This is a genomic window from Aliiroseovarius sp. PTFE2010, assembly GCF_049943335.1.
In the GTDB taxonomy this organism is placed as follows: Bacteria; Pseudomonadota; Alphaproteobacteria; order Rhodobacterales; family Rhodobacteraceae; genus JBNFVY01.
On sequence record NZ_JBNFVY010000015.1, the window covers coordinates 25,004 to 49,571 of the forward strand.

General features: G+C 61.5%; 18 protein-coding genes. 12 read left to right on the forward strand and 6 right to left on the reverse strand.

The features are described from left to right. Nucleotides 1-52 precede the first annotated feature (52 nt). From ACP2AV_RS14620 to ACP2AV_RS14665, 10 genes are all read left to right on the forward strand, one after another. On the forward strand, nucleotides 53-181 hold the full coding sequence (locus ACP2AV_RS14620) for a DUF7697 family protein (RefSeq protein WP_274590647.1): 129 nt from the start codon (nucleotides 53-55) through the stop codon (nucleotides 179-181). After that, nucleotides 174-2,585, forward strand: a complete 2,412-nt coding sequence (locus tag ACP2AV_RS14625) for a phage tail tape measure C-terminal domain-containing protein (protein ID WP_426373519.1) — start codon at nucleotides 174-176, stop codon at nucleotides 2,583-2,585. Before ACP2AV_RS14620 ends, ACP2AV_RS14625 begins: the two co-directional genes overlap by 8 nt. After that, nucleotides 2,585-3,211, forward strand: coding sequence for a phage distal tail protein, Rcc01695 family (locus tag ACP2AV_RS14630; RefSeq protein WP_426373520.1), 627 nt, complete (start codon nucleotides 2,585-2,587; stop codon nucleotides 3,209-3,211). The genes ACP2AV_RS14625 and ACP2AV_RS14630 overlap by 1 nt, the downstream gene beginning before the upstream one ends. After that, complete coding sequence (locus tag ACP2AV_RS14635; RefSeq protein ID WP_426373521.1) at nucleotides 3,208-4,092, forward strand: DUF2163 domain-containing protein; 885 nt, start codon at nucleotides 3,208-3,210, stop codon at nucleotides 4,090-4,092. Before ACP2AV_RS14630 ends, ACP2AV_RS14635 begins: the two co-directional genes overlap by 4 nt. Before the next feature lie 38 nt (nucleotides 4,093-4,130). Then, nucleotides 4,131-4,583 carry an NlpC/P60 family protein gene (locus ACP2AV_RS14640; RefSeq protein WP_426373544.1) on the forward strand — a complete coding sequence of 151 codons (453 nt, stop codon included), beginning with the start codon at nucleotides 4,131-4,133 and terminating at the stop codon, nucleotides 4,581-4,583. Between the two features lie 9 nt (nucleotides 4,584-4,592). Continuing rightward, nucleotides 4,593-8,561 (forward strand): baseplate multidomain protein megatron, encoded by a 3,969-nt coding sequence (locus ACP2AV_RS14645; RefSeq protein ID WP_426373522.1) that lies wholly within the window; start codon nucleotides 4,593-4,595, stop codon nucleotides 8,559-8,561. 7 nt (nucleotides 8,562-8,568) lie between these two features. Next, nucleotides 8,569-9,645 (forward strand): DUF2793 domain-containing protein, encoded by a 1,077-nt coding sequence (locus ACP2AV_RS14650; RefSeq protein WP_426373523.1) that lies wholly within the window; start codon nucleotides 8,569-8,571, stop codon nucleotides 9,643-9,645. Nucleotides 9,646-9,664: 19 nt separating this feature from the next. Next, a complete protein-coding gene (locus ACP2AV_RS14655; protein ID WP_426373524.1) occupies nucleotides 9,665-9,955 on the forward strand; it encodes a DUF6127 family protein in 291 nt (96 codons plus the stop codon). Nucleotides 9,956-10,028: 73 nt separating this feature from the next. After that, entirely contained in the window at nucleotides 10,029-10,703 is a 675-nt protein-coding gene (locus ACP2AV_RS14660) for a YcbK family protein (RefSeq protein ID WP_426373525.1), read from the forward strand. Then, the gene (locus tag ACP2AV_RS14665; RefSeq protein ID WP_081940147.1) at nucleotides 10,700-10,957 is read left to right on the forward strand and encodes a hypothetical protein; all 258 of its coding nucleotides are present in this window, start codon (nucleotides 10,700-10,702) and stop codon (nucleotides 10,955-10,957) included. The genes ACP2AV_RS14660 and ACP2AV_RS14665 overlap by 4 nt, the downstream gene beginning before the upstream one ends. Nucleotides 10,958-11,151: 194 nt before the next feature. Here the strand turns inward: ACP2AV_RS14665 and ACP2AV_RS14670 are convergent, their stop codons facing one another. Then, on the reverse strand, nucleotides 11,152-11,817 hold the full coding sequence (locus tag ACP2AV_RS14670; RefSeq protein ID WP_426373526.1) for a hypothetical protein: 666 nt from the start codon (nucleotides 11,815-11,817) through the stop codon (nucleotides 11,152-11,154). 22 nt (nucleotides 11,818-11,839) lie between these two features. After that, nucleotides 11,840-13,090, reverse strand: coding sequence for a helix-turn-helix transcriptional regulator (locus ACP2AV_RS14675; protein WP_426373545.1), 1,251 nt, complete (start codon nucleotides 13,088-13,090; stop codon nucleotides 11,840-11,842). On the opposite strand from ACP2AV_RS14675, the gene ACP2AV_RS14680 reads away from it, so the two are divergent. Next, on the forward strand, nucleotides 12,974-16,261 hold the full coding sequence (locus ACP2AV_RS14680) for a TM0106 family RecB-like putative nuclease (protein ID WP_426373527.1): 3,288 nt from the start codon (nucleotides 12,974-12,976) through the stop codon (nucleotides 16,259-16,261). The two genes, ACP2AV_RS14675 and ACP2AV_RS14680, sit on opposite strands and share 117 nt — an antisense overlap. 230 nt (nucleotides 16,262-16,491) lie before the next feature. Continuing rightward, nucleotides 16,492-21,963, forward strand: a complete 5,472-nt coding sequence (locus ACP2AV_RS14685; RefSeq protein WP_426373528.1) for a sacsin N-terminal ATP-binding-like domain-containing protein — start codon at nucleotides 16,492-16,494, stop codon at nucleotides 21,961-21,963. A 418-nt stretch (nucleotides 21,964-22,381) separates the two neighbouring features. Here the strand turns inward: ACP2AV_RS14685 and ACP2AV_RS14690 are convergent, their stop codons facing one another. Genes ACP2AV_RS14690 through ACP2AV_RS14705 form a run of 4 tightly spaced genes read right to left on the reverse strand, consistent with a single transcriptional unit; the run spans nucleotide 22,382 to nucleotide 24,508 of the window. Further along, nucleotides 22,382-22,801, reverse strand: coding sequence for a CBS domain-containing protein (locus ACP2AV_RS14690; protein ID WP_426373529.1), 420 nt, complete (start codon nucleotides 22,799-22,801; stop codon nucleotides 22,382-22,384). Nucleotides 22,802-22,837: 36 nt separating this feature from the next. Next, nucleotides 22,838-22,972, reverse strand: a complete 135-nt coding sequence (locus ACP2AV_RS14695) for a hypothetical protein (protein WP_426373530.1) — start codon at nucleotides 22,970-22,972, stop codon at nucleotides 22,838-22,840. A gap of 16 nt (nucleotides 22,973-22,988) precedes the next feature. Further along, entirely contained in the window at nucleotides 22,989-23,561 is a 573-nt protein-coding gene (locus ACP2AV_RS14700; protein ID WP_426373531.1) for a PDZ domain-containing protein, read from the reverse strand. Next, complete coding sequence (locus ACP2AV_RS14705) at nucleotides 23,558-24,508, reverse strand: phosphoribosyltransferase family protein (RefSeq protein ID WP_426373532.1); 951 nt, start codon at nucleotides 24,506-24,508, stop codon at nucleotides 23,558-23,560. Before ACP2AV_RS14705 ends, ACP2AV_RS14700 begins: the two co-directional genes overlap by 4 nt. Nucleotides 24,509-24,568: the final 60 nt, after the last annotated feature.

The window sequence follows — 24,568 nt, forward strand, 5'->3', positions numbered from 1 at the left end:
ACGTCTCGGCGGTCAGCTCCGTGTCCTGCCCGGCACCGTCGTCGGCTGGGACATGTCGGCGGCACTGGCGCTCGGTAACGCCCTCGGCGTGCCGCCGCTCGCCATGGCTGAACTGCTGCCGGTCATCGAAGCGGTGATGGTGGCCAAACTCAACGAACAGATGGAACGTCCCGATGGCTGAAAAGCGTGTGTCCGTCCGCCTCGCCGCGGTTGGCGGCCGACAGGTGCGCGCCGAACTGGAAGGTGTCGGCGAGGCCGGCGCGCGCGGCTTCGGCCGTCTCAGTGGCGAGATGGAGGCGGCCAACGCCCGGCTCGCAGGTTTCGCACGGCAGGTGCGAGTTGCGGCAGCTGCTGCCGTCGCAGCTTCCACGGCCGCGGGCGTCGCCATGGTGCGTTCCGGCCTGCAGGCGGTGGATACGCAGGCCAAGCTCGCCCAGTCGCTCGGGACCACCGTCGCCTCGATCCAGACGCTCAAGCGGGCGGGCGAGTTGGCGGGCGTGTCGATGTCCGGCATCGAGCAGGCGACGAAGGATCTGACGCGGCGGTTGAGCCAGGCCGCGGCGGGTGGCGGGCCTGCGGCGCAGGCGCTCGAGCGGCTGGGGCTTTCGGCCTCCGATCTGCTGGCCCTGTCGCTCGACGAACGCGTGGGGGCGATCAACGCGGCCATCGAGGACTTCGTGCCTGCCGCTGAACGCGCAGCAGTCGCGGGCCAGCTGTTCGGCGAGGAAGGTTCGATCGCCATGTCGCGGATCGACACGGCGACGCTGCGCCAGGCGACGGAGGACGTCCTCGCTTTCGGAGTCGTCGTCTCCGAGCAGGACGCTGAACAGATCGAGCGGACCAACGATGCGATCTCCCGGCTCTGGCTGATCTGGCGCGGGCTGTCGAACCAATTGGCGGTCGCCGCGGCACCGGCGCTGGAGGCCGTCGCCAACGCCATGGCGGCCGTGGCAAGCCGCACGGGTCCGCTGGGCACCTCGATCCGCGGGCTCTTCGACAACATCGGCCGCCTGACCACCTACGCCGCCACCTTCGCGGCCTTTCTCGCGAGCCGCTGGGTGGCGGGAATGGCCGCTGCGGCGCTTTCGGTCCGTGGCCTTGCAACCGCGCTCGTCGTTTTGCGCGGCGCGCTGATCCGGACCGGTATCGGGGCGCTGATCGTCGGCGCTGGCGAACTCGTCTACCAGTTCACCCGGCTTGTGTCGGGAGCTGGCGGCTTTGGCGAGGCAATGTCGCTCCTAAAGGACCTTGCCGTCGAAGTCTGGGATCGGATCAAGATGGGGGCTGCGGCGGCGGGCGCTGCGGCCACGGCAATGTTCTTCGATCTGAAGGCGGATGCCGCTTCTGGCATGCAGAGCGCCATCGAGAGCGTTGTGGCTTTTGGAAATACAGCCACCAACACGTTTGAGGGCGCCTACGAGGCGATCAAGGCGATCTGGGGTCTGCTGCCCGCCGCCATCGGCGATCTGGCGTTCCAAGCGGCGAACAGCCTGATCGACGGTGTCGAAGCGATGCTGAACGGCGTTGTTTCTCGGATCAACACATTCATCGGCGGGATCAATCAGGGGCTGGAAGCGCTCGGGTCGGAGCGACGTATCTCGATCATCCCCGATCTCGAACTGGGCCAGATCGAGAACCGTTTTGAAGGTGCAGCGACCGCCGCAACCACCGCCGCGCAGACGGCCTTCGACTGGGCCTTCGAGGACAATCCGCTCACCGCGCCCGATCTCGGGCTCACTGCGGCGGCCAATACTGCGCTTGCCACGGCCAACACATATCGTGGCGCGGCCCGCGATCTCGCTGAAGGGGCTCGTGCCCCGCTGGAAAGCTGGCAGGCGCTACGCGATGCGGTGCGCGGCACCGACGAGGCCAGTGCCGATGCGCTGACCGAGGCGACCGACGCGGCGGACCGTTTTGAGACAGCCCTTGGTGGCGCCGGACGCGCCGCTGCCGGTGCGAGCGCAGCGGCCGGGGCTGCAGCGGCCGCCGCCGAACCAAATCCCGAAGCCGCAGTTTCCGGCTGGCAGGCAGTCACCGCAGCGCTCAGTGACTATGCCAGCAAGGCCCGCGATATCGGCAGCGATATTGGACAGAGCTTAGTCAGCGCGTTCCAATCGGCCGAGAATGCAGTGGCTACGTTCGTGAAAACCGGCAAGCTGGATTTCCGCGATCTCGTCACCTCGCTGCTGGCCGATCTCGCCAAGCTCGCGGCGCGACGGTTCATCCTGGGGCCGATCGCCAACGCGCTGTCCGGCGCGCTCGGGGGTGCGGGCGGCATTTTCGCCAACGTCCTGCATGCGGGCGGGATGGTCGGATCGGTTGGGCCGTCGCGCATGGTCCCGGCCATGGCTTTCGCCGCCGCGCCCCGGATGCATTCAGGCGGGATGGCCGGGCTTCGGCATGATGAGGTGCCCGCAATCCTGCAGCGTGGCGAGCGGGTGCTGTCGCGCCGTGAGGCCCAGAGCTACGGCGAGGGCGTCAACGTGACCATCATGGCGCGTGACGCCGAGAGCTTCCGGCAATCCCGCACTCAGGTGGCGGCGGACATCGCACGCGCGGTGTCGCTCGGGCGGAGGGGCATGTGATGGCGTTTCACGAGGTCCGGTTTCCCGACAACATCAGCCGGGGTGCCCGTGGCGGACCCGAAAGGCGCACACAGATCGTCGAACTCGCATCGGGCGACGAGGAACGCAACGCCAGCTGGGCCAACTCGCGCCGCCGCTACGATGTCGCCTACGGCATCCGCCGCGCCGACGACTTGGCGGCAGTGGTCGCCTTCTTCGAAGCGCGGAACGGGCGGCTCCATGGCTTCCGCTTCAAGGACTGGGGCGACCACAAGTCCTGCCTGCCGTCCCAGACGCCAGCGCCGACCGATCAGGCGATCGGCAGCGGCGACGGCGCGACGACCGCCTTCCAGCTGGCGAAGCGTTACGCCTCCGGCGCGCAATCCTGGACGCGTACCATCGCCAAGCCGGTGACCGGAACCGTGCGTATCGCGCTCGGAGGGGTCGAGCAGCTCTCCGGCTGGTCGGTCGACACCGCGACCGGCCTCGTCACCTTCGGCGCCGCGCCGGGCGCAGGCGTCGCGATCACCGCGGGCTTCGCCTTCGACGTGCCAGTCCGCTTCGACACCGACGCGCTCGACGTGACGCTCGACCTCGAGCGCCTCGGTTCGATCACTTCCATTCCGCTTCTGGAGATCCGACGATGAAGTCGCTCGACCCCGACCTGCAGGCCCATCTCGACGACGGCACGACCACGCTTGCATGGTGCTGGCGGATCACGCGGGCCGATGGCGTGACTTTCGGCTTCACCGATCACGACCGGACGCTGAGCTTCGATGGCACGGACTTCGAGCCTGAGAGCGGACTGACCGCCTCCGAGGTGCGCTCCGGCTCGGACCTCTCGGTCGACGCGCAGGACGCCGAAGGTGTGCTATCCTCGGAGCGGATCACCGAGACCGATGTCCTCGATGGCCGCTGGGACAACGCTGAGGTCGAGGTCTGGCGAGTGAACTGGGCCGACACCGGCCATCGCGTGCTGATGCGGCGCGGGGCCATCGGCCAGATCCGGCGTGGGAGGCTGGCCTTCGTCGCCGAGGTCCGCTCGCTCGCGCATGTGCTTGGCCAGACGGTCGGGCGGACCTTTCAGGCGACCTGCGATGCCGCGCTCGGCGATGCGTGCTGCGGCGTCGATCTGGAGGATCCGGCGTTCAAGGGCACAGGCGGCGTCATCGATCTCCTGCGAGACCGGGCATTCACAGCTTCGGGGCTCGGCGGCTTCAATTCCGGCTGGTTCACTTTTGGCACCGTCGAATGGACTAGCGGGGCCAATACCGGGCGGCGAGCGGAGGTGATTGCACATGATGTCACGGAGGGCATCGCGGTGGTGACACTGCTGGAAGCGCCGGTGCGGTCCATCTCTGGTGATGATGCCTTCACCATTCGCGCAGGCTGCGACAAGCGTATTGAGACCTGCGACGCGAAGTTCGCCAATACCGCCAATTTCCGGGGCTTCCCGCACATCCCCGGCCAAGATGCGGTGCTGCGCTACGCCACCAAGGATGGCGGGCATGAGGGGTCCGTGCTGTGACCAACGTTGTTTCCGCTGGAAACGACGGGCGGCAGTGCATCGCATCGCGATGCACGAGAGCCACCGCCGATCCCGAGCGCGTCATCGCCATCGCACGCTCCTGGCTCGGCACGCCGTATCATGATCAAGCCAGTCTGCGGGGCGTCGGCTGCGACTGCCTCGGGTTGGCGCGGGGCGTCTGGCGTGAAGTCGTCGGCCCCGAGCCGTTCCCGATCCCGCGCTACAGCCGCGACTGGGGCGAGACAGGGCCGCGCGAGGTTCTAGCCGAGGGCGCGCGCGCCATGATGATCGAGGTGCCTCCCGTAGAGGCCGGTCCCGGCGTGCTGGTGCTGTTCCGAATGAAGCCCCGCGCCATCGCCAAGCATGTTGGGATCCTTACCGGGCCCGACAGTTTCCTCCACGCCTACGAGCGGCTCGGCGTGATCGAGGAGCCGCTCACCCCGTCCTGGCGGCGGCGCATCGCCTTCGCCTTTATGTTCCCGCAACGCTGAGATTATCCCATGGCCACCCTCGTTCTCGGCGCCGCAGGTGCTGCCATTGGCGGCAGCATTGGCGGCGCGATCCTTGGCGTCAGCGCAGCCACCATCGGTGGCTTCATCGGCTCCACCATCGGCTCGGTCGTTGACAGCTGGATCATCTCGTCACTGGCACCGACCCAGCGGATCGAAGGCGCGCGGATGGACAATCTGCGCATCACGTCGGCCACGGAAGGAGCGGTGATCCCGCGTCTCTACGGTCGCATGCGGATCGGCGGCAACATCATCTGGGCGACCGATTTCCGCGAGGAGACCAAAACCACCACGCAGGGCGGCGGCAAGGGCGGCGGGGGCGGTGGCAAGGTCAAGACTACTGAGTACTTCTACTATGCCAGCTTCGCGGTCGCACTGTGCGAGGGGCCGATCACGGGCATTGGCCGCATCTGGGCCGACGGGAAGCTGCTGGACGCCGCCGGGATCACATGGCGCTGGTATCCGGGCGACGAGAGCCAGACGGCCGATCCGTTTATTTCCGCGAAGATGGGCGTGGACAACACGCCAGCATATCGCGGCACGGCCTATGTGGTCTTCGAGGACCTGCCGCTCGGCAACTATGGCAACCGCATTCCGCAGCTGAGTTTTGAGGTCTTCCGCCCGCTCGCCGATCCGGACACCGCAGAGGGTCTGACGCAGGCCGTCACCATGATCCCGGCATCCGGCGAGTTCGCCTACGCCACGCAGGGCATCCGGAAGGGTGGCGGCGGCTCGTCCGAGCCCGAAAACCTCAACGCACTGACCGACACCGCCGACCTTGTGGTGGCGCTGGACCGCCTGCAGGCCATGGCACCGAAGGTCGAGAGCGTGTCGCTTGTGGTGGCCTGGTTCGGCGACGATCTGCGCGCTGGAAACTGCAAGGTACGGCCGGGCGTCGAGGTTTCCGCAAAGACAACCAGCCCGCAGACATGGTCTGTCAACGGCGTCTCGCGCGCCGCCGCGCACCTCGTCAGCCGCGATGACCAGAACCGGCCCGTCTATGGCGGCACGCCGGCAGATTTCGCCGTGGTGCAGGCGATCAAGGAGATGAAGGCCCGCGGGCTGCGCGTGACCTTCTATCCGTTCATCCTGATGGACGTGCCGCCCGGCAACACCCTGCCCAACCCGTATTCCGAAAACGCGGCCAATCCCGGCCAGCCGGCGTTCCCCTGGCGCGGCCGGATCACCTGTTCGCCGGCTGGGGGCTATACCGGCAGCGTCGACAAGACCGCCACCGCGGCGAACCAGGTCGCGGCCTTCTTCGGCAGCGCCAGCCCGTCCGACTTCGCCGTCTCAGGCGAGACCGTCTCCTGGACCGGGGCGGCCGGCGACTGGGGTCTGCGCCGCATGGTGCTGCACTATGCCCATCTCTGTGCCGCAGCGGGTGGCGTCGACGCCTTCCTGATCGGGACCGAGATGCGCGGGCTGACCACGATCCGCTCGGGCGCCAGCGCCTATCCGGCGGTGCAGGCCTTCCGCGACCTCGCGGCCGACATGCGCTCAATCCTCGGCGGGGGCACCGCGATCAGCTATGCGGCCGACTGGTCGGAGTATTTCGGGCACCAGCCGGGCGACGGCTCGGGCGACGTGTTCTTTCACCTCGATCCACTCTGGGCGGACGGCAACGTCGATTTCGTCGCCATCGACAACTACATGCCGCTCTCCGACTGGCGGGACGGCTTCGAGCACGCCGATGCGGCCGAGGGGTGGCCCGCGATCTACGACCGGGCCTACCTGCAGGAAAACATCGCGGGCGGCGAGGGCTACGACTGGTTTTACGCCAGCGCGGCAGATCGGTCGGCGCAGGCCCGGACGCCGATCACCGATGGTGCGGCGGCCAAACCATGGGTCTTCCGCTACAAGGATCTCCGCGCCTGGTGGTCGAACGCGCATTACGACCGCCCGGGCGGCGTGGAGAGCGGGACGCCGACGGCATGGGTGCCGCAATCCAAGCCGATCTGGTTCACCGAGCTCGGATGCCCGGCCATCGACCGCGGCACGAACCAACCCAACGTCTTCTTCGACCCGAAATCGTCGGAGAGCTTCGTGCCGTACTTCTCTCGCGGCTGGCGGGACGACGCGATCCAGCGCGCCTATCTCGAGGCGACCTACCTGTTCTGGGGCGAGGCCGCGAACAATCCTATCTCGTCCGTCTACGGCGGCCGCATGGTGCACGTCCCCGAATGCGCCGCCTGGACGTGGGACGCGCGGCCCTATCCGTTCTTCCCGGCGCTGACCGTTGTTTGGACCGACGGCGCGAATTGGCGGCTTGGACACTGGCTGACCGGGCGGGTGGGCGCGGTGTCGCTGGCGGCGCTGGTCCGGCACCTCTGCTTGCGGACGGGCATGCCCGAGTCCCGGATCGACGTCTCGGGGCTTTGGGGCGCGGTCGAGGGCTACGCCATTGGCGCGCTGGAAAGCCCGCGCGCCTCGATCACCACGTTGTCGCGGCACTTTGGCTTCGACGCTGTCGAGACCGAGGGCATGATCCGTTTTGTCATGCGTGGGCGGGCGTCCATCACCAGCCTGACGCACGACGATCTTGTCGCAGCCCGCGAGGGCGACCTACTGGAACTTACGCGTGCGCAGGAAACCGAACTGCCGCAGGCGCTCAAATGGCAGGTGGCGCGTGCGGACGAAGATTACGACGCTGCTCTTGTTGAGGCGCAACGGATCACGGTGGATACGACGCGGATTGCCTCGGAGAGCTTTCCGATGGCGGTCCCGCCCGAGGAAGCCGAACGGCGCTGCCGCCGCGCGCTGATGGAAGCCTGGACCGGGCGCGAGACAACTGCATTCCGCCTGCCGCCCTCGCGGCTGGCATTGGATCCAGCAGACGTCGTGACGCTGGCACATGACGGGAGGCACATTCCGCTGCGGCTGGTCTCCATCGCCGACGCAGAGGCACGCGGGATCGAAGCGGTCCGCCAGGATCGCGAGGCCCACGACCTGCCGCCAGGATCGCCACGGCCCTCATCGCTTTCGCAAACCGTGGTGTTCGGCGCACCCGAGGTGGCGCTGCTGGACCTGCCGCAACTGACAGAGGACGAGCCCGCGCATCGGCCCTTCGCCGCAGCGCACGCCGTTCCCTGGCCGGGCGAAATGGCGGTGTTCCGCAGTCCCTCTACCGATGGCTTCGAGCTGCTGACGACATTTGGCGGCCGTGCCCGGATCGGAATGCTGGTCTCGGATTTCTTCGCGGGCCCGACCTCGCGCTTCGATCTTGGCAATGCGCTGGTGATCGATCTGCTCTCTGGCACACTCGAAAGCGTCACCGACCTGACCCTCTTCGGCGGCGCCAATGCGCTGGCCATCGAGAGCGCACCCCGCACGTGGGAAATCGTGCAGGCCGGCGTGGCAGACCTGATTGCGCCGGGCCGTTATCGAATGATGCGCCTGCTTCGTGGCCAGCGCGGCACGGAAACGGCCATGGCTAATCCGGCTCTTGCAGGCGCTCGAGTGGTAGTGCTCGACGAGGCTCTTGCGTCCCTCCCGATCGCCGAGGCCGATCTCGGGCTGCCGTGGAACTGGCGCATCGGTCCTGCAAGCCGGTCTGTCAGCGACGAGACATATGTCGCGGCCTCCTTCAACCCGGTTGGCGTGGGTCTGCGGCCGTTTTCAGTCGCCCATGTCGAGCAGCCATGGCGCAAACCACGTGCGACGGGCGATCTGACCATCCGCTGGACTCGCCGGTCCCGCGCACTCGCGGCCGACAACTGGGGCGCGGTCGACGTGCCGCTTGTCGAGGAGACCGAAGCCTACGAGGTCGAGATCCTCGACGGCGCGACGGTCAAGCGGGTGCTGAGCGTGACCACCACCAGCGCCGTCTACACGGCCGCCCAGCAGACCGCCGACTGGGGTGCGATACTCGGGCCCGGCGACACGCTCGACGTCCGCATCTCCCAGCTCTCCGCCCTCGTGGGGCGGGGCGCGCCGAAAACCGTCACGCTCACATTCTGAGGGCCTCATGTCCGACACCACTACGCATCTGCTGCTCCCGTACATCCTCGCGGCGCAGGCCCAGAAACATGTCACCCACAACGAGGCGCTGCGGCTGCTCGACGGGCTTGTCCAGCTTTCCGTGCTCGACCGGGACCTGACAGCGCCGCCCGCCAGCCCCACCGATGGCGACCGCTATATCGTGGGCTCCGGCGCGACGGGCGACTGGGCGGGCTGGGACCTGAACGTCGCGCTCTGGACCGACGGAGCCTGGCTGCGCCTGACACCGCGGACTGGCTGGCGCGTATGGGTCGAGGACGAAGGTCTGCTGTTGGTCTACGACGATGCAGGCTGGGTCGGCTCGACCCCAGACGCTCTGCAGAACCTCGCGCTGCTGGGACTTGGCACCACGGCGGACGCGTCGAACCCGTTCTCGGCCAAGCTGAACGCGGCGCTCTGGACGGCTAAGACCGTCGCCGAGGGCGGCACCGGAGATCTGTTCTACACCATGAATAAGGAGGCGGCCGGAGACGATCTCGGGCTCACGCTGCAGACCGGTTTCGTGACCAAGGCGCTGATGGGGCTCTTTGGCTCCGACCGCTTCCGGCTCGCGGTCTCCGCCGATGGCAGCACCTTTTTCGACGGGCTGAGCGTCGACAACGCGAGCGGCATCGTCGACCAGCCGCAATTGCCGCGCTTCAAGGCCTACACCAACTACGACAACTATGTCGGCGTCGGGACATGGACGAAGATCGGCCTGAACAGCACGGACTACAACGATCAGGGGGCCTTTGATGCCGGGACCAACCTGTTCACAGCGCCCGTGGACGGCACCTACCTTTTTGGCGCGACGCTGCTCTACAAGGTCAATTCCAGCACCTCGGCCCGGATGCGCGGGCGGCTCGTGCTAAACGGCGGGACCGAAATCCGAGGGTCTTATGGCGAGATCAGTGGCGCGCATGTCTCGGAAGCCACGGCCCTCTGGCTGCAGACGATGGTGCCGCTGGTGGCGGGCGATACCATTGAGCTCCATGGGTATTTCCGCGCGCAGGATGGGTATTTCGCGGCCGATCACACGTCCCTTTGGGGCTGCAAGATCGGCTGATCGGAGAGAGGATTACCCCATGACACCACCCCGATCCGATCAGGGTTTCGTGCGCATGCCCGACGCCGAGTTCGAGGCGATGCTGGCCCGCGCTGCCGAGGAAGGCGCCAAGCGCGCGCTCGCCGATGTCGGCCTCGACGGTGAAGAGGCAGCGCTCGATATCCGCGACCTGCGATCCTTGCTCGACTGCGTCCGGCTGGTGCGCCGCACCGCGATGCAGACCGCCGTCCGCATGATCACCACCGGCGTGATGCTGGCGCTCCTCGCGGGCATCGCGATCAAGCTCAAAATCTTCGGCGGCGGTCCATAGCCGCTCGCCACCCCAAACTGTCAGTCCAATCGACCCGCCTCCGAGGCGGGTCTTTTCGTTTCTGGAGGATACAATGACTACGACCTTTTACGACCATTGGCGCGATGTGCCGGAGAAAGCCTGGCGCTGGCCGAATTTCAGCCCGGCCGAAATTGCGTGCCGCGGCACCGGCAAGCTGCTTGTCAACGAACCCGCACTCGACAAGCTGCAGGCACTCCGCGACCGGCTGGGCAAGCCGCTGATCGTCCGCTCGGCCTATCGCAGTCCGGAGCACAACCGTGCTGTTTGCGGTGCAACCCACTCGAAGCATATGGACGGCGCGGCCTTCGACATCGCTATGGCGAACCATGATCCGGTGGCGTTCGAAGCGGCGGCAAGGAAAGTCGGCTTCCTCGGCTTCGGCTTCTACCCGCGCTCGGGGTTCATCCATGTCGACCTCGGCCCCGCACGGCAGTGGGGCGAGCGGTTCCCGGCCCGGGCGACTGGCTTCGCCGAAGAAACGCCACCAGCGCGCGAAGTGCTGGCCGCCAGCCGCACCATGAAGGGCGGTGGCGCGGCTGGCGTGGCAACGTTGGGCGCAGTCGGGGTCGAGGTGGCGCAAGGCGTCCTGGCAGAGACCCAGACCGCCATCCTGCCGCTCGTGCCGTATCTCGACACGTTGCGCTGGGTGTTCATCGCCGTCGCGCTCGGCGGTATCGCGGTCACGATCTACGCTCGGCTCGACGACTGGAAGCGGGGGCGGCGATGATCGGTGAGCTTGTCGCTTCGCTCGTTGGATCGGCATGGGCACGCGCAGCGCTCCGCTACGGCGTCACAGTTTTTGCGATCCTTCTGTTCTTGCTGACCCTGCGCCGCTCCGGCGAGCGCGCTGGTCGCCTGGCGGAACGCCTTGAAGCTAGGGAGAAAGCTGATGAAGTTCAGCGAAGGATGCTGGAGGCGGCGGCTCGCCGTCCTCGTGATCGGGGCCAGTTGGTTGACCGGCTGCGTGAAGGCGGATTTTGAAACTCGCAGCATGGCTGCATGTCCACCGGTCGTGGAATACAGCGGGGAGTTTCAGTCTAGGGCGGCCGAAGAATTGGAGATGCTGCCAGACGGATCGGCCGTTGTCGAGATGATGGCGGACTATGCTGTTATGAGAGACCAAGCTCGGGCGTGCATATCCAATTGAAACGTGATGATCATAGGCCGTTTCGAACCTATTCGACGACGGGATAAAATGGCTTACCCCAGTGTTCATTTGGGTTGTCCATCATGATGTCGATGAAGGCAGGCATCAGGAACCCAAGAATTTCCGCGCCGTCCCGAACCTGCGCGCGGTTCACTCCGCTGTTCCAGGTCGATCCTCCGTGGACGAGTTGATTTCGCAGGACGTACAATCGGTCGAAGACGAAGCTCAGGACACGTACACTGTCACCGGTTTGGAAGGACTGCGCGAAGGAGCGGGCTGAGGTTTTGAAGCGTTCCTCCCAATCCTCAAACCCCTCAATCCCATTGTGGTATTGCCAGAAGGGATTGAAGACGTACCGGTTTTCCATGAGCATCCGAACAGGGCCTGAAAACCGCTGCCACAGTGCCTTGTAGATGCGTTGGTCTTGATCAAGGGCGACCAGTCGAGCGAAGTACTCGACGAAAGCAGCGCGTTCTCCCGGGGCGACAGCCTGAAACTCCTGCTCGTCAGCGTATGCCGCGTTGAATGCGATCCAAAGGAAAATGAAACGCGCATCATCATCCTCGCCACAAGCTTCTGCACGGCCGATCCAACTGATGGCGCGGTGAGCGCGCAGCCCCATAGTTTCGGGGAAGCCTTCGCGAATGGCGCGTTGTTTTGCTTTCAAGGCTGCATGGTCGAGACCGTTTTTCATAGTAAATTCCTATTCAATATCGTCATGGCAGAGCGTCGAAATCCGACCTCTGGTGGCCCGCAATCAATTCGCGCAAGCCTTGGGGCGCCAACACGTCTACCTTGTCGCCCCATTGATAGAGGTGCCATGCCATTTCCAGCCAGCCCGCCGCCTTGAACCTGACGATCAGGCTGCCATCGTCCTGAGGCTCGACAACTTGGGTTGGGTGGAAAAGGAATTCGGCGGCTCGCTCAGCGGCTTCCGGTGAGAAGCGCCACACGACTTCGCCGTATTGTTCGGGGTCTTGATAGACACCAAACGCCTGAGCGGCATAGGTCTCTAAGGAGAAACCCGAGGCCAGTTGGAAGCTTTCGTTCAGAACCTCCGCTTCATGAATCCGATCCATGCGGAAGTTCAGGATGTCTACTCCACGCGTGGGTTGCCGTGCGACGAGATAGCTGCGGTGCCCCAGTAGCATGCCATGCGGCTCGATCACACGCGGCGCAGCGCCCTGCGCGCCATAGCTGACGCGCAGCCTGAAGGGACCGCGCAGCGCTTCGATGACAGCATCTGTCACGGCAGGCTTCAGCGTAACGGTAGGGCCCGGGCGCGTGACCTGGCCTAATCCAGCCAGCACTGCCTCTGCATCGGCCTCCGACCGAAGCGCGTCTCTTGGATTCAATCGCGCCAGCTGCCCGTCACGGAGATCCTCCAGAGCGCGTGAATGTCGTAAACGCCCTTCATCGCGCGCGGTACGCGCCGCAATTTCCAGCGCTTCGATCGCCGTTTCCTGTCGGGGCTGCAGTCGATCTGGCAAGGGTGCGTCCATCCGCCAGTAACGCCGTCTTTCGGCATCGTCGGCGGTCGAAACGTTTACGAAAGTTGCTTCGAGCGCTTCAGTCATCCGTTGAGCGGTGCGATGCGAAACATCGAACTCGGCGCAGATGTCCTCAAGGCTGACGCCACCTCGGCGAGAAGCCGCCATCTGGGCAAGGCGAAGCAAATCCTGCGCTTTTGCAAAAGACATTTGATCTCCATGCCAGAAATTGACACCCTCGCACGGTATTGATGACCTAGCGGTCTGTCGAGGTGATTCCCTTGGAGATTGATTTGCATAGGTAATGGAGTAGCCATGAGGGATCTCGACGGTCGCATATTCTTGTCCGCAACGGATCTCATGCGCTTCACAGGCTGCGCACATGCGACCACCCTTGATCTGGCACATATGCGCGGAACGGGCCCGGAGCCGGGCGGCGACACCGAGGACGCAGCGCTGTTGCAAAAGCAGGGCGATGCGCATGAGGCGGCGCACCTTGCACATCTCAAGGAGGCCGGGCGCACGGTCATAGAAATCGAGCGCGGCAAACTTGGCGAAAACGCCGAAGCCACGCGCGCGGCGCTCGCCGCTGGTCCGGATGTGGTGTTTCAGGGCGCGTTTCTGTCGGGGAACTGGGGCGGCTGGTCCGACTTCCTGGAGCGTGTTGAGACCCCCTCAGCGCTCGGACCGTTCAGCTATGAGGTAGCCGACACCAAGCTGAAACGTCGGGCCGATCCCAAACATGTGCTTCAGCTGGTTCTGTATTCCGATCTGCTGGCGGAAATTCAGGGGGTGGTGCCCGAGTTTGCGCATGTCGAATTGGGCGACGGCACCCGCGCGACGCTGCGTCTGGCAGACTACTCTGCATATGCACGGATGGCGCGTGATCGGCTGGAAGCTTTCGTCGCCGATCCGCAGCCGACACGCCCGGTGCCATGTACTGATTGCGGTCTGTGCCGCTGGGCCGAACATTGCAACAGCGTCTGGCGCGCCGAGGACAGCTTGTTCAATGTTGCCAACATCAGCCGTGGTCAGGTCAAAAAGCTTGAAACAGCGGGTGTTCACACATTGGAGGCTCTCTCGACGCTGGATCACCCAGTGCGCGGAATGGCCGAAAACACCCAAGCCCGTTTGGTCACTCAAGCCCGCCTGCAGCAGGCCCGCAAAACCGGGGAGCCAGATTTCGAACTGCGTGCACTGGAGCCTGGCAAAGGCTTCGACCTCCTGCCGGAACCCCAGCCCGGCGACCTGTTCTACGACATCGAGGGAGACCCGCACTACGAGGGCGGCCTCGAATATTTGCACGGGATCTGGTTTGACGGACAGTTTCAAGCGTTCTGGGCCCATGATCACGACGCCGAAGCGCGGGCGCTGTCCGACTTGCTGGCATTCTTTCGCGCGCGGATTATGGAATACCCCACTGCGCGCATCTATCACTACGCGCCCTACGAGATCACAGCGCTCAAACGCCTGACCACGAAATATGGGATCGGAGAGGCTTTCCTTGACCGGCTGCTCCGGGAACGCCGCTTCGTCGATCTGTTTGCCGTGGTCCGCGGCGGGCTGATCGGATCGGAACCGAACTATTCCATCAAATCGATGGAGGCTTTTTACGACCGCAAGCGCGACGGTGAGGTCAAGACTGCGGGTGGCTCGGTCGTGGCATATGAGCGCTGGCGCGAAACGCAGGACCAGCAGATTCTGGACGAGATCGAGGATTACAACCGCGTCGACTGTATCTCGACCGAGGAATTGCGCGACTGGCTGGTCGGAATCCGGCCTGCTGGCCCTTGGCCGACACTTGCCCCGGATGCAGGTGATAAAGAGGTCGAAGAGGACGCCGATACGCAAGCTCTGCGCAACCTGCTGGCAGCATCAGGTTTGCCGGAGGCGCGGCAGGATATGTTGTTCAACCTCGGCGTTTTTCACAGCCGCGAGGTGAAGCCCGCGCAATGGGCCGTATTCGATAGCGCTGCGAAGGACGAAGATGATCTGCTCGACGATCTCGATGCGCTTGGCGGGCTTGAGGCAGCGGGCCCTGTCGAACCCGTCAAGCGATCCTTTGCGCGCCGATACACCTATCCCGAACAGGAAACGAAACTGCGGAGCGGTAAGAAGGCGACGGTTCCGGTGTTCGACAGTCCCCCGACAACGGTCGGAATCGAGACCATGGATCGCCGCGCCCGTCAGATCACCGTCAAAGCAGGCCCGGGCAAGGCCGACCTCTTGGCGGATCAACTGACGCTGCATCCGGACTGGCCGATCCAGACAGGTGTCATTGCCGGTGCTTTGCGTGATGTGATCGCCGATCAGTGCGGTGCGCGCCGGTACACGGCGGTGGATGACTTGCTGTCGCGTTCAGCGCCACGCCTCCGCTCCGGCTCAAGGGGTGATCTTCTGGGCGAGGCTGACCCCGTCGCGGGTACCATTGCCGTGGTGAATGACATGGATGGATCCGTCCTGCCGATCCAGGGACCACCCGGTACTGGCAAGACCTATGTGAGTGCACGCGCGATCCTGTCACTTGTCCGCCAAGGGTTCCGCGTTGGAGTCGCTTCGAATAGTCACGAGGCGATCCGCAATGTTCTGATGGGCTGTCTTCTCGCCCTCGACGATGACGATCCCGACATCACGTTGGAAAACGCCGAACTGGCGCACAAGGTTGGCGGCGGTGAGGATGGGTATCCAGACGGTTTTTCCGGGATTACCCGCGCGCACTCGAACGACGACCCAGCGCTGACCGATGCTCATGTCGTAGGCGGCACCGCGTGGTTCTTTTCGCGCGACGAAAATGTTCAGGCCTTTGATTGGCTTTTCGTCGACGAGGCCGGCCAGGTTGGACTTGCAAACATGGCTGCCATGGGCCGTGCCGCGCGAAACATCGTGCTTGTGGGCGACCCACGCCAGTTGCCGCAGGTCATTCAGGGAGCGCATCCCGAACCTGCGAACCTGTCGTGCCTGGATTGGATGCTCGGTGAGCATGCGACGGTTCCACCCGAGCGGGGCATCTTCCTTCCCACATCCCGGCGCATGCACCCGGAGGTCTGTCGGTTTATCTCGGAACAGGTGTATGAAGGCCGACTGACCAGCCATTCTGATACAGCGCACCAATGCGTGACAGGCACGGAGCTCCCCGAAGCCGGAGCTTTCTGGGTACCTGTTCCGCATGAGGGCAATGCACAGATCGCACAGGAAGAAGTCGCCGCTATTGGCAAAACCGTTACTGAGCTCCTTGACGGCAGCTGGACGGAGAAGGACGGCAGCACGCGGCCGATGCGCGAGACGGACATCATTGTCGTCGCTCCGTACAACGCTCAGGTGAACGCTCTGCGGGATGCCCTTCCGTTGGGTGTTCGTGTCGGAACCGTGGACAAGTTTCAGGGGCAGGAGGCGCCGGTCTGCCTGGTTTCCATGACCGCATCTTCCGCCGAAGAAACCTCGCGCGGGATGGAGTTTCTGTTTTCTCTGAACCGCATCAACGTCGCGGTGTCACGCGCCAAGGGACTCGCATTGGTATTTGGAGCCCCGCGATTGCGTGAGGCGAAGTGCAATACTGTTGAGCAGATGCAGCTGGTGAATACACTGTGTGCTCTTCCTGTAGCGCTAGACTTTCAATTGGGTGTTGATCGGAGGTTTGACAGTGACTGAATTCAAGATACTACCACCAATTAGTGCAGTTTTAGACTTTCCAGCAGAGCTCCAAATACTTCGCGAAGCCTTAAAATTTTCGGAGCGTCTGTCGCTGCTCGGTCTAATCGCATTGTTGAACGCAGTCGCGCACGCTCAGGCAGAGGTCTGAAACCATGGCCCACCACCCACCTGTCAATGAGCCGCCCACAGACCAAACAGACGGTACTTTGCTGACTCTCCAAAGATCCATGATCGAGACGCTGGCAGCAGATAAAATCCGCGGGTTTAGAGGAACCATCGGCGAAAATGGCGAGTACTTGGACGAGGTCTACAAAAGTAATGCAAGCCTGACCGCCAACGTCGCTTCGGACTATCGTGACCGCTTTTTGATCGAACTAATTCAAAACGCCTACGATGCTCATCCAATGCAGACTCGGGACGGTCGAATCGAGATAACGCTTGATTTGCGTTATGGGGCTGAGGGCACGATCTTCGTGGCGAACACTGGCCGGGCGTTCACCTCAGAGAATGTGAAGGACCTCTGCAACATCGGCCTTTCTCGGAAGCCGTTGGGCGAGTCGATCGGAAACAAGGGCCTTGGCTTTCGGAGTGTAGTACAGATCACAGACACGCCGAGGATCTATTCCCAGCAAACTGACGCTCCGAGACAAGATTCTTTTTCTGGTTTCTGTTTTAGGTTTGCCGGCGCGGCAGACTACCAGACGCTTATCGATGATCTGCGGCATCGTGAACTAGCGACACGAGACCTGCCAATTTTTCATATCCCAGTATGGCTGGATGAGCAAAACGAAGCAGTTCGCGCCTATGCTGGAGACAATTTTTCAACTCTCATAGAGCTACCGCTCCGCAATGTGGCTGCTCAGGGCGCAGTTAGGCGAGAAATCGAGGAACTGCGTACTCAGCAGGTTCCGATGCTCCTGTTTCTGGATCGCGTCCAATCATTGAATTTTCGGATTGTGGGCGCGGATGGCGAAACCGAAACAGAGTTTGTGTTCACTCGCTCAGAAGAAACAAAAGAGATTGCCGACATCACCATTTCCCGAGTGAATCTTGGAGCCGCGGGGACGTTACTCGTCGCACGCCGTGCCGTTGCAGAGCGTGTCATGAAGGAAGCCATCGCAGAGGCAATTTCGCAAAAGGAATTAAACGAGCATTGGGAAAGGTGGACTGGTCCTGGTGATATTGCGATTGCGGTCCGGCTCGATGCGCCGGTCGAAACATCGCGGCTTTACACATATCTGCCGATGGGTGAGCAGGCCGAAGCTCCTTTTCAAGGATACCTGCATGGCAGTTTCTTCCCTTCGTCGAACCGAAAACACCTGAACGCACGGAATCGGTTGAACGCGGTTTTATTGGAGGAAGCGACAGGCCTGGTATCCGAGGCGGTACATCAGATCGTCATGGACCCGGCTGGTATGCTCTCAAACTGGCTTTCAGATGATGAACGCTCCGCAGCTGTTGCAGACTTCATGTGCTGGGAGAAGGTTGGAAGTCTGGAGGCCGACGAAGATCTGGCGGAAGTTGTTGCGCTCAAAGTGGCAGAGGTCTTTGGATGTGAGGAATTTGATGACGCTCCCATTGTCCCGTGTTCGGAATCGGGGCCCGATGGCCTTGTCTTGACATGGAAGCCGCCGAAGTTCTCGCGCTTGTGGCCGGACAGCAGCGGTACGTTCTCTGCCAATAAGGCGGCGTACTTCGCGGCTGCTCTTGGTGTTTGGCCGATCTGGCACACGATAGCATCCCGGCAAGATCGTTTGGACCACTATCTCTCAAACCATGCTGAAGGCTACGCTGGAGAGCCCGGTGGAGAAGAACGTGCGCGGCTTGTTGAAAGCGTGGCCAAAAGGCTCCACAAAAATAGCCGAACAGCCAAGGCCAGTTGGCAGGAGTATTTCTTACAGATTCCAGATTTCATGGGCAGTGATGGAAATCTCTTAGCGGGGCTTTCTGTGCTTATTGGAGACGACGGGCAACTTCACGCTGCCATGTCGCCACCACCCGAAGCAGAACGGAGTTCGCGGCCTTCGCGCAGGCGTCGCAAACTTGAGACTGCAATATTTTCTCCTCCCGACCCGCGCCGGTCAGAAACGGATGAAGACCTAGAAATCGATCCGCCAAAGAAACTTTCTGAGCGTTTCGGTTTCTTGTCGAGCGCTTATCCTTGGCATCGGGAACTGTCCGGGACACGTGCTTATCTCGAGAAGCACAAACTCGTGGAGGAGTTTGATCGCGAAGCAATACTCGCGCATCTTTCTCGAACACTGCGAAGTGAGCGTAACAAAGAAGTTCTGAAGGGCGGCTTGCGTTGGGCGTTTCATTTATGGCGGCAGCCCCGCGCAGCCAACCGATCTTTTCGATTGCAGCCTCAACACCGGTTTCGGGTGCCGACACTCGACGGTCGATACATCGAGGCGAGAGAAGCTGTGTTCTCGGAAGGATGGCCCAGCCGGACCTCGGGGGAGCTGCTTCAGAATTTCCTTGATGCCGCTCCGTCGAATATTCCCGACCTAGATGCTTTGTCCTCTCGCCGACTGGCAGCACCCGATCATCTAGCTTTTCGGAACAAGCAGATCGAGGATTGGGTGGAGTTTTTGACCGAACTCGGGGTTGAAAGTGGCATTAGGCTCGAGCGAAAATCATCGAAGAAAAACCGTTTTCGAGCAAACGAGATCAGTAGCTTTTCATTTGTTGAAGACTATGGGATGCCGCAAACATTCGGCGAAGTTTGGCAGGAGAGCATCAGGTCTTCGGATCCGTCGCTCCTCAATCTTCCATCTACCACAGAATACGTGATCGATGGCGAAATTCACTGGCTGCCTGGGCAAGCTGACGTGGATTCCTTTTCTCCTGCGTGCAAGACACTGTACGCCCGACTGATCCTTGATTGGTTGGCGAAAACACCGGAGTTAGCATGGGAGCTTGAAGTTCACCATCACTTTTCGCGTTGGGCGGATCGCCGAAACTGGCCCACGCCGCTTGCGGCGTTCCTACGTTCGTCGAACTGGTTGCCAGTAGAGGATTTCGGGCACTCTGACCTTGGCCAAGTGGCTGCTACGCCATCTGATGTCTGGTTGAACGATGCCGACGGCGAACGATTTCTGTCATACCTTCCGAGACCAGTTCGAGAGGTCAGGCGAATACTCGAGCGATCAGGGAATGACCTTTTCCAGAAATTACGGGAACGAACGGGTCTTCGCATTCTCGGCGACCCTGACACTTTGGCTGATCAGCTTGCTTTCCTCGCAGAGCACTTCAGTAGTGAGGGACTTGACGATCATTTCAGACCGCGATTGCTTAACCTTTATTTTCGAACATGGAGGCAGTTCCTCGCGCTCGTAGAAGACGGCACGGAAGATCCGCGCGAAACCGTAGTTCCTGTGGAGATCTTAGTTCAAAAACAGAACAGTAGAGTATCTGTGAACATGTTTGACGAGGACGAAGATCAGGGCGAAATCGTATATATCTGCGACACCGAAAGGGAAAGCGATGCGGGTCTCCTAGCCGCCAGTGGGCAAGCATTCTTTCAATTGAAGGAGAGCGAGCCGGAACGAACTGGAGAGCTCTTCGAGGCGTTCTATGGTGCGCGTATTAGGCGCATGTCCCGTGTCGATTACACGCTTCGTGCTGATGGAAATTCTATCGATGACGCGAAGAAGACCCCAATCCTCGAGGTTTGCCCTATCTTTCGGCCTATGCTGGCAGTCGCGATAGAAGCCCTCATCGGTACCGATGCGCAACGCCTTCCATCCGACCGTTCTGAACTGCTGGCGAAACTTGAACGAATAAGTCTCGCAAAAGCATCTACGTTAGGCTTCGTTGTCGACGGTATCGGCATCTCGCCGGAGCAGATAGCCTCTCAGGCCTTTAGTCTGACTGCTGAAAATGGGCAGTCCGTTGTTTTAGTGGGGAGTGGTGAGGAGTGGAACTGGGAGCTCGTCGATCGGTGTATCCCTGCGATCTGTGAGGCTCTGGGACAGCGTGCTCTCGCTCCACATCTCAGGTTACTCCTAGCTCACATCAGCCGCGACGTTCCGCTTGCCGATCCGCAAGCATATCCCGGAATAGATGTCAGACGCATGGCCGAACTTCTGCAGCTTTCCGCCTCTTCGACGACGGCTGCAACTACTACGCTGAATGCTGGCCTTGAACGCCAGGCGCCTTGGATACGTGCCGTTCTCTACCATGTTGCGGGCCATTCTGTGGTCGATGCGTTTGATAGAGAGTTCGACCACACGTTTAAGGACGAAGGGCTGCTGCGGGCCACACTGACGAAATTGCTTCTGCAGACCTCCATCGATGTCGGCGAACTGTTGGTAGTCTGCCGCACTGCGTTGGGTCCGGGTGATTTTCGAGAAGGCCTTGGTTTTGATTTCGCTGAATTCAATAAGAGCCTAACTGCTGTTGGCTTGGAACCCGAGACATATCCCGAGCAACATGCCTGGTGTCTTGAGAATTTCTTACGGCAGCGTGAGATCGAAATCACTGAGTGCCTTATTTCGGCTTACGCAGAAAAGCTGAATTTGATGCAGCCCGCGGATGGCTACGCAGTGACCAGAGATGCTATTCGCACACTGAAACCAGATCCGGCTTGGCTTCTTCGGTTCAAAGAGCCTCCAAACTCGGAGATGGAAGTATTGGTGAACGCGTGGCTCGACCTTCAAGGTGCGCCGCCGCTGGGCGATCAGTTTACGACGCCTTCAACCCTGGTACAGGTCCGTGACCATAATCGGAAATTCCTTTCTGACTTCATTCGGAGAGCGCTGCCAATTCTTCGAGCTTGGTGCGCAAAATTCCAACCAGAGAGGCGCCCTGACGCTTTGATCGAGAAAGACGGAGTCGATGATTTCCGCAAACGACTGGATAGTATCGGCGTGTTGGATTTTCGCATGCTTGATGACACTTCGGCTGCAAAGTGGCTTCAGATCTTGGACCTTTGGCCTGTCGGTATGCACCATTCACTTGACCTCAACGAGCTTAAGCTGTCCGAGGATGATGTTAAGGACGAGAGCGTGAAGGCTCGGGAAGCGAAAGAAGAGCGCAAGCGCGAGGCGCGCCTAGTTGAATTCAATGGGAAACTGATTGATCCGACGGAGGTCGATCTTTTTGCTCTGTCAGATGAACTACAGCAGTCGCTTTCAGCGGAGGTGCTAGGCAGCGCTTTGAGCTCGTCTGCTGACTTGGAAAAGGTTCAGCACGATAACGATACGCCCAAGACTGGACGCGGACGAAACAGCGGAAAGAAAAAGGGGCGGCGACCTCGTGTCCCTGAGGAAAAGACTGAACTGATCGGTCGATTGGGCGAGATGATTGTATACCATTGGCTGAAGCGTATCCTAAACAAACAGGATATCGACTCCGCATGGGTTTCAGAGAACGGAGCCTTGATCACTGGTCGCGATGGGAACGATGGGCTCGGTTATGATTTTGAGGTCACTTACAGGAACCAGACTTGGCAGATTGAGGTCAAAGCCAGTGTGGATGACCCTCAGTCTTTTGAAATCGGGGAAACTGAAGTGAGGGCAGCGCGATTGGCTGCTCGTGCGCGCAGTGGCGTTCAATACAAGATCGCATATGTCAGTCATGTTGCAGAACCAGCCCAGACTAAAATAGAAATGCTTCCCAATCCCATGACCGACGAAGGCGCACATGTTCTTGAGCTTCGTGGTGAGGGAATAAGATACGGGTTTCAAAGAAAATAACTGCGTACCAACGGCACTTGGCCTTGGCCGATGTTCTTCGTAGGCCCAGAGAAGGTTGGATTTCAGTCCCGTCCCCTCCGCCACTTGCCCTAGAGAAACTGTTCTCCTCATCCGGCTGCGGCCAGATTTTTCCGTTGTTTTCGAGGGTTATGCAGGGCGGGCTATTCACCAACCTCGGTGCCAAGAGGCCCAAGAGCGCTCTCTCTGCCGATATTCTCTGAACCTGTTGCCTGCAGAGATTTGGTGAATTTTGTGTAAGGCACTGAAAGTGCGCATACTTTTCATGCCGACCGCTGAGCACTTCGACGCCAGTGGCGTTCCCCAAAAGGGACTGAAGTCGAACCGGGTCAATCCTGCTCCCTGAATGCTTCGTATCCCGCTGACTCGCCGCGCTGAGTGCTGTTCCGAAGCATTCAGGTCATTTATGATGATCGGATACCGCGTGCAGCAGTTCACCCGACAGATCGCGGCTGACAGAATGTGCGACATCACCAAGGCTGAGCATTCCGCCCAGCCGCTTCTTGTCGTCAAGGACCGGTAGTCGACGGATTTTCTTCTGATCCATCAGGTGAATTGCGTCCTCGACAGTTTCGGTGGTTCGGCAATAGACAATCCTTTTGGTCATCACGTCTTCGGACTTGGTCTTTTCCGGATCACGCCCGGCGGCCACAACCCTGAGCGCGATGTCGCGGTCCGTAATTATCCCGACCAGTTTGTCGTCCTTTCCAATTGGAACTGCGCCGATATCTTTCTTTTTCATCATGTTTGCAATTTCGCTTACCGGCGTGTCAGCGCTGACCCAATCGGCGTTCTCATGCATCGCTTTCGAGATTTCCATCTTCGTCTCCTGTGCTGGATGTGATTTCCTTTTCGTTTAATGGGCAGAGCGAATGGCTGATTGATCGGCGGCCCGGTCCACCGCGTCGGTGGCCGGGTTGGGCTGCTTGGAAACGTCGCCTTTGGCCGCAGTGTCGGCCTCTTTTTCATTCTCCTTCAGTCCGCCCTCCATTTTGAATGTCGCCGTGTCAGCGCATGATCAGAAAAATGCGGGCCGATCCGCGTTGAATCGTCAAGGCGAGTGCCCGGTCGACTTTCGTGAGCTGTTCGCGCAACTCGGCAACCGATGCGACAGGCACGCGGTTGACGGCGAGGATGATGTCGCCGACCTCGATGCCCGACCGCGCGGCACGGCTGGCGGGGTCCAGCCTCGCCACCAAGACACCGGATATCTTGCCGTATAGCGGGTCGCCCGGCTCAAGATCGCGGAGGTCTGCTCCGGACAGCCATTCCAGCTCGTGACCACCTGCCTGGGGGCCGCCTTGCGCCCCGCGTCGCAGGGTCGCCACGACAGTCTGCTGCTCGCCGTTGCGGATGATCCCGATCTCGATGGTTCGTCCGGTCCGCTTCAATCCGATCTGGGTGCGCAGATCGGCGGATCCGGCCACGGGGCGTCCATCGACGGACACGATCAGGTCGCTGGGCTGCAATCCGGCCGCATCGGCCGCGCTGCCCGGTTCGACCTGCGTGATCACTGCACCCGCACCGGCCTCTAGCCCGAGCGCCTCTGCAAGATCGGGGGTGAAATCCTGAATCGTCACACCGAGCTGGCCGCGCTGCACCTCGCCATATTCAATGAGCTGATGTCAAAGACATTGCGACGGTCCTTGCCTTCCTCGGGTGTCAAGAGGTCGAACAGTAGCGTTGCAAAGCCCTCGTCATTGAATTTTTCGGCGACGTAGGTGTTTCGGGGGCTTCGGCGGCTGGACCCGCTTCCATGGGCAAAAAGGATGATGCCGCGCGGGGTCTTGGGAACCGCCAGGTCGCCGATCAGGCCCAGGGGCGGAATGGCCACCTGTCTCTTGTGGATGCTCTGTGCCACCTGCGAAGAGGCGGTCCCGACCGCGTTGAGCAGCATCACCATTTCGTCGTCCGACAACTGGTGAAAGTCTCTGTAGAACGCGCCGACACCCAGAAAGGCGGTGACCGGATGAACGCAGATGATATCATCGGCCTGATCATATATGTCCTGCAATGCCGACTTGGGGGCGACGGGCAGGGCCACCACGATCCGCGCCGGGCCAAAGCGTTTCAACCCGATCAGCGCCGCCTTCATGGTGGCGCCGGTTGCCAATCCGTCATCGACAACAACGACGGTGCGACCTCTCGGATCCAGGCGCGCCCGGTTGCCGAGGTAAAGCGCCTTGCGCCGCTCAAGCTCGGCCCTCTGTTCGGCCACTGCGTGGGCGATATAGGCGTCATCCGCCCCTGACGCGCGCCGCACATTTTCGTTGATGACGATCTGCTCGTCCGCGCCCTCAACCAATGCGCCAAGGGCGACTTCGGGATTGCGCGGCGCGCCGATCTTGCGCACGAGGAGCAGATCAAGTGGCGCACCGAGCCGTTTTGCAACTTCGACGCCAACGGGCACACCGCCGCGCGGCAAGGCATAGATCAGCGGATCATCCAGTTCCATTTCAGCCAGAAGCCTGGCCAATACTCGGCCTGCATCCGCGCGATCCAGAAATTTTTGCGTGATCATATCCATGACGAAAGGAGTAGCGAGTCCCGGGTGATCGGAATTGATTTTCGTCAAAAAATTTCGTGA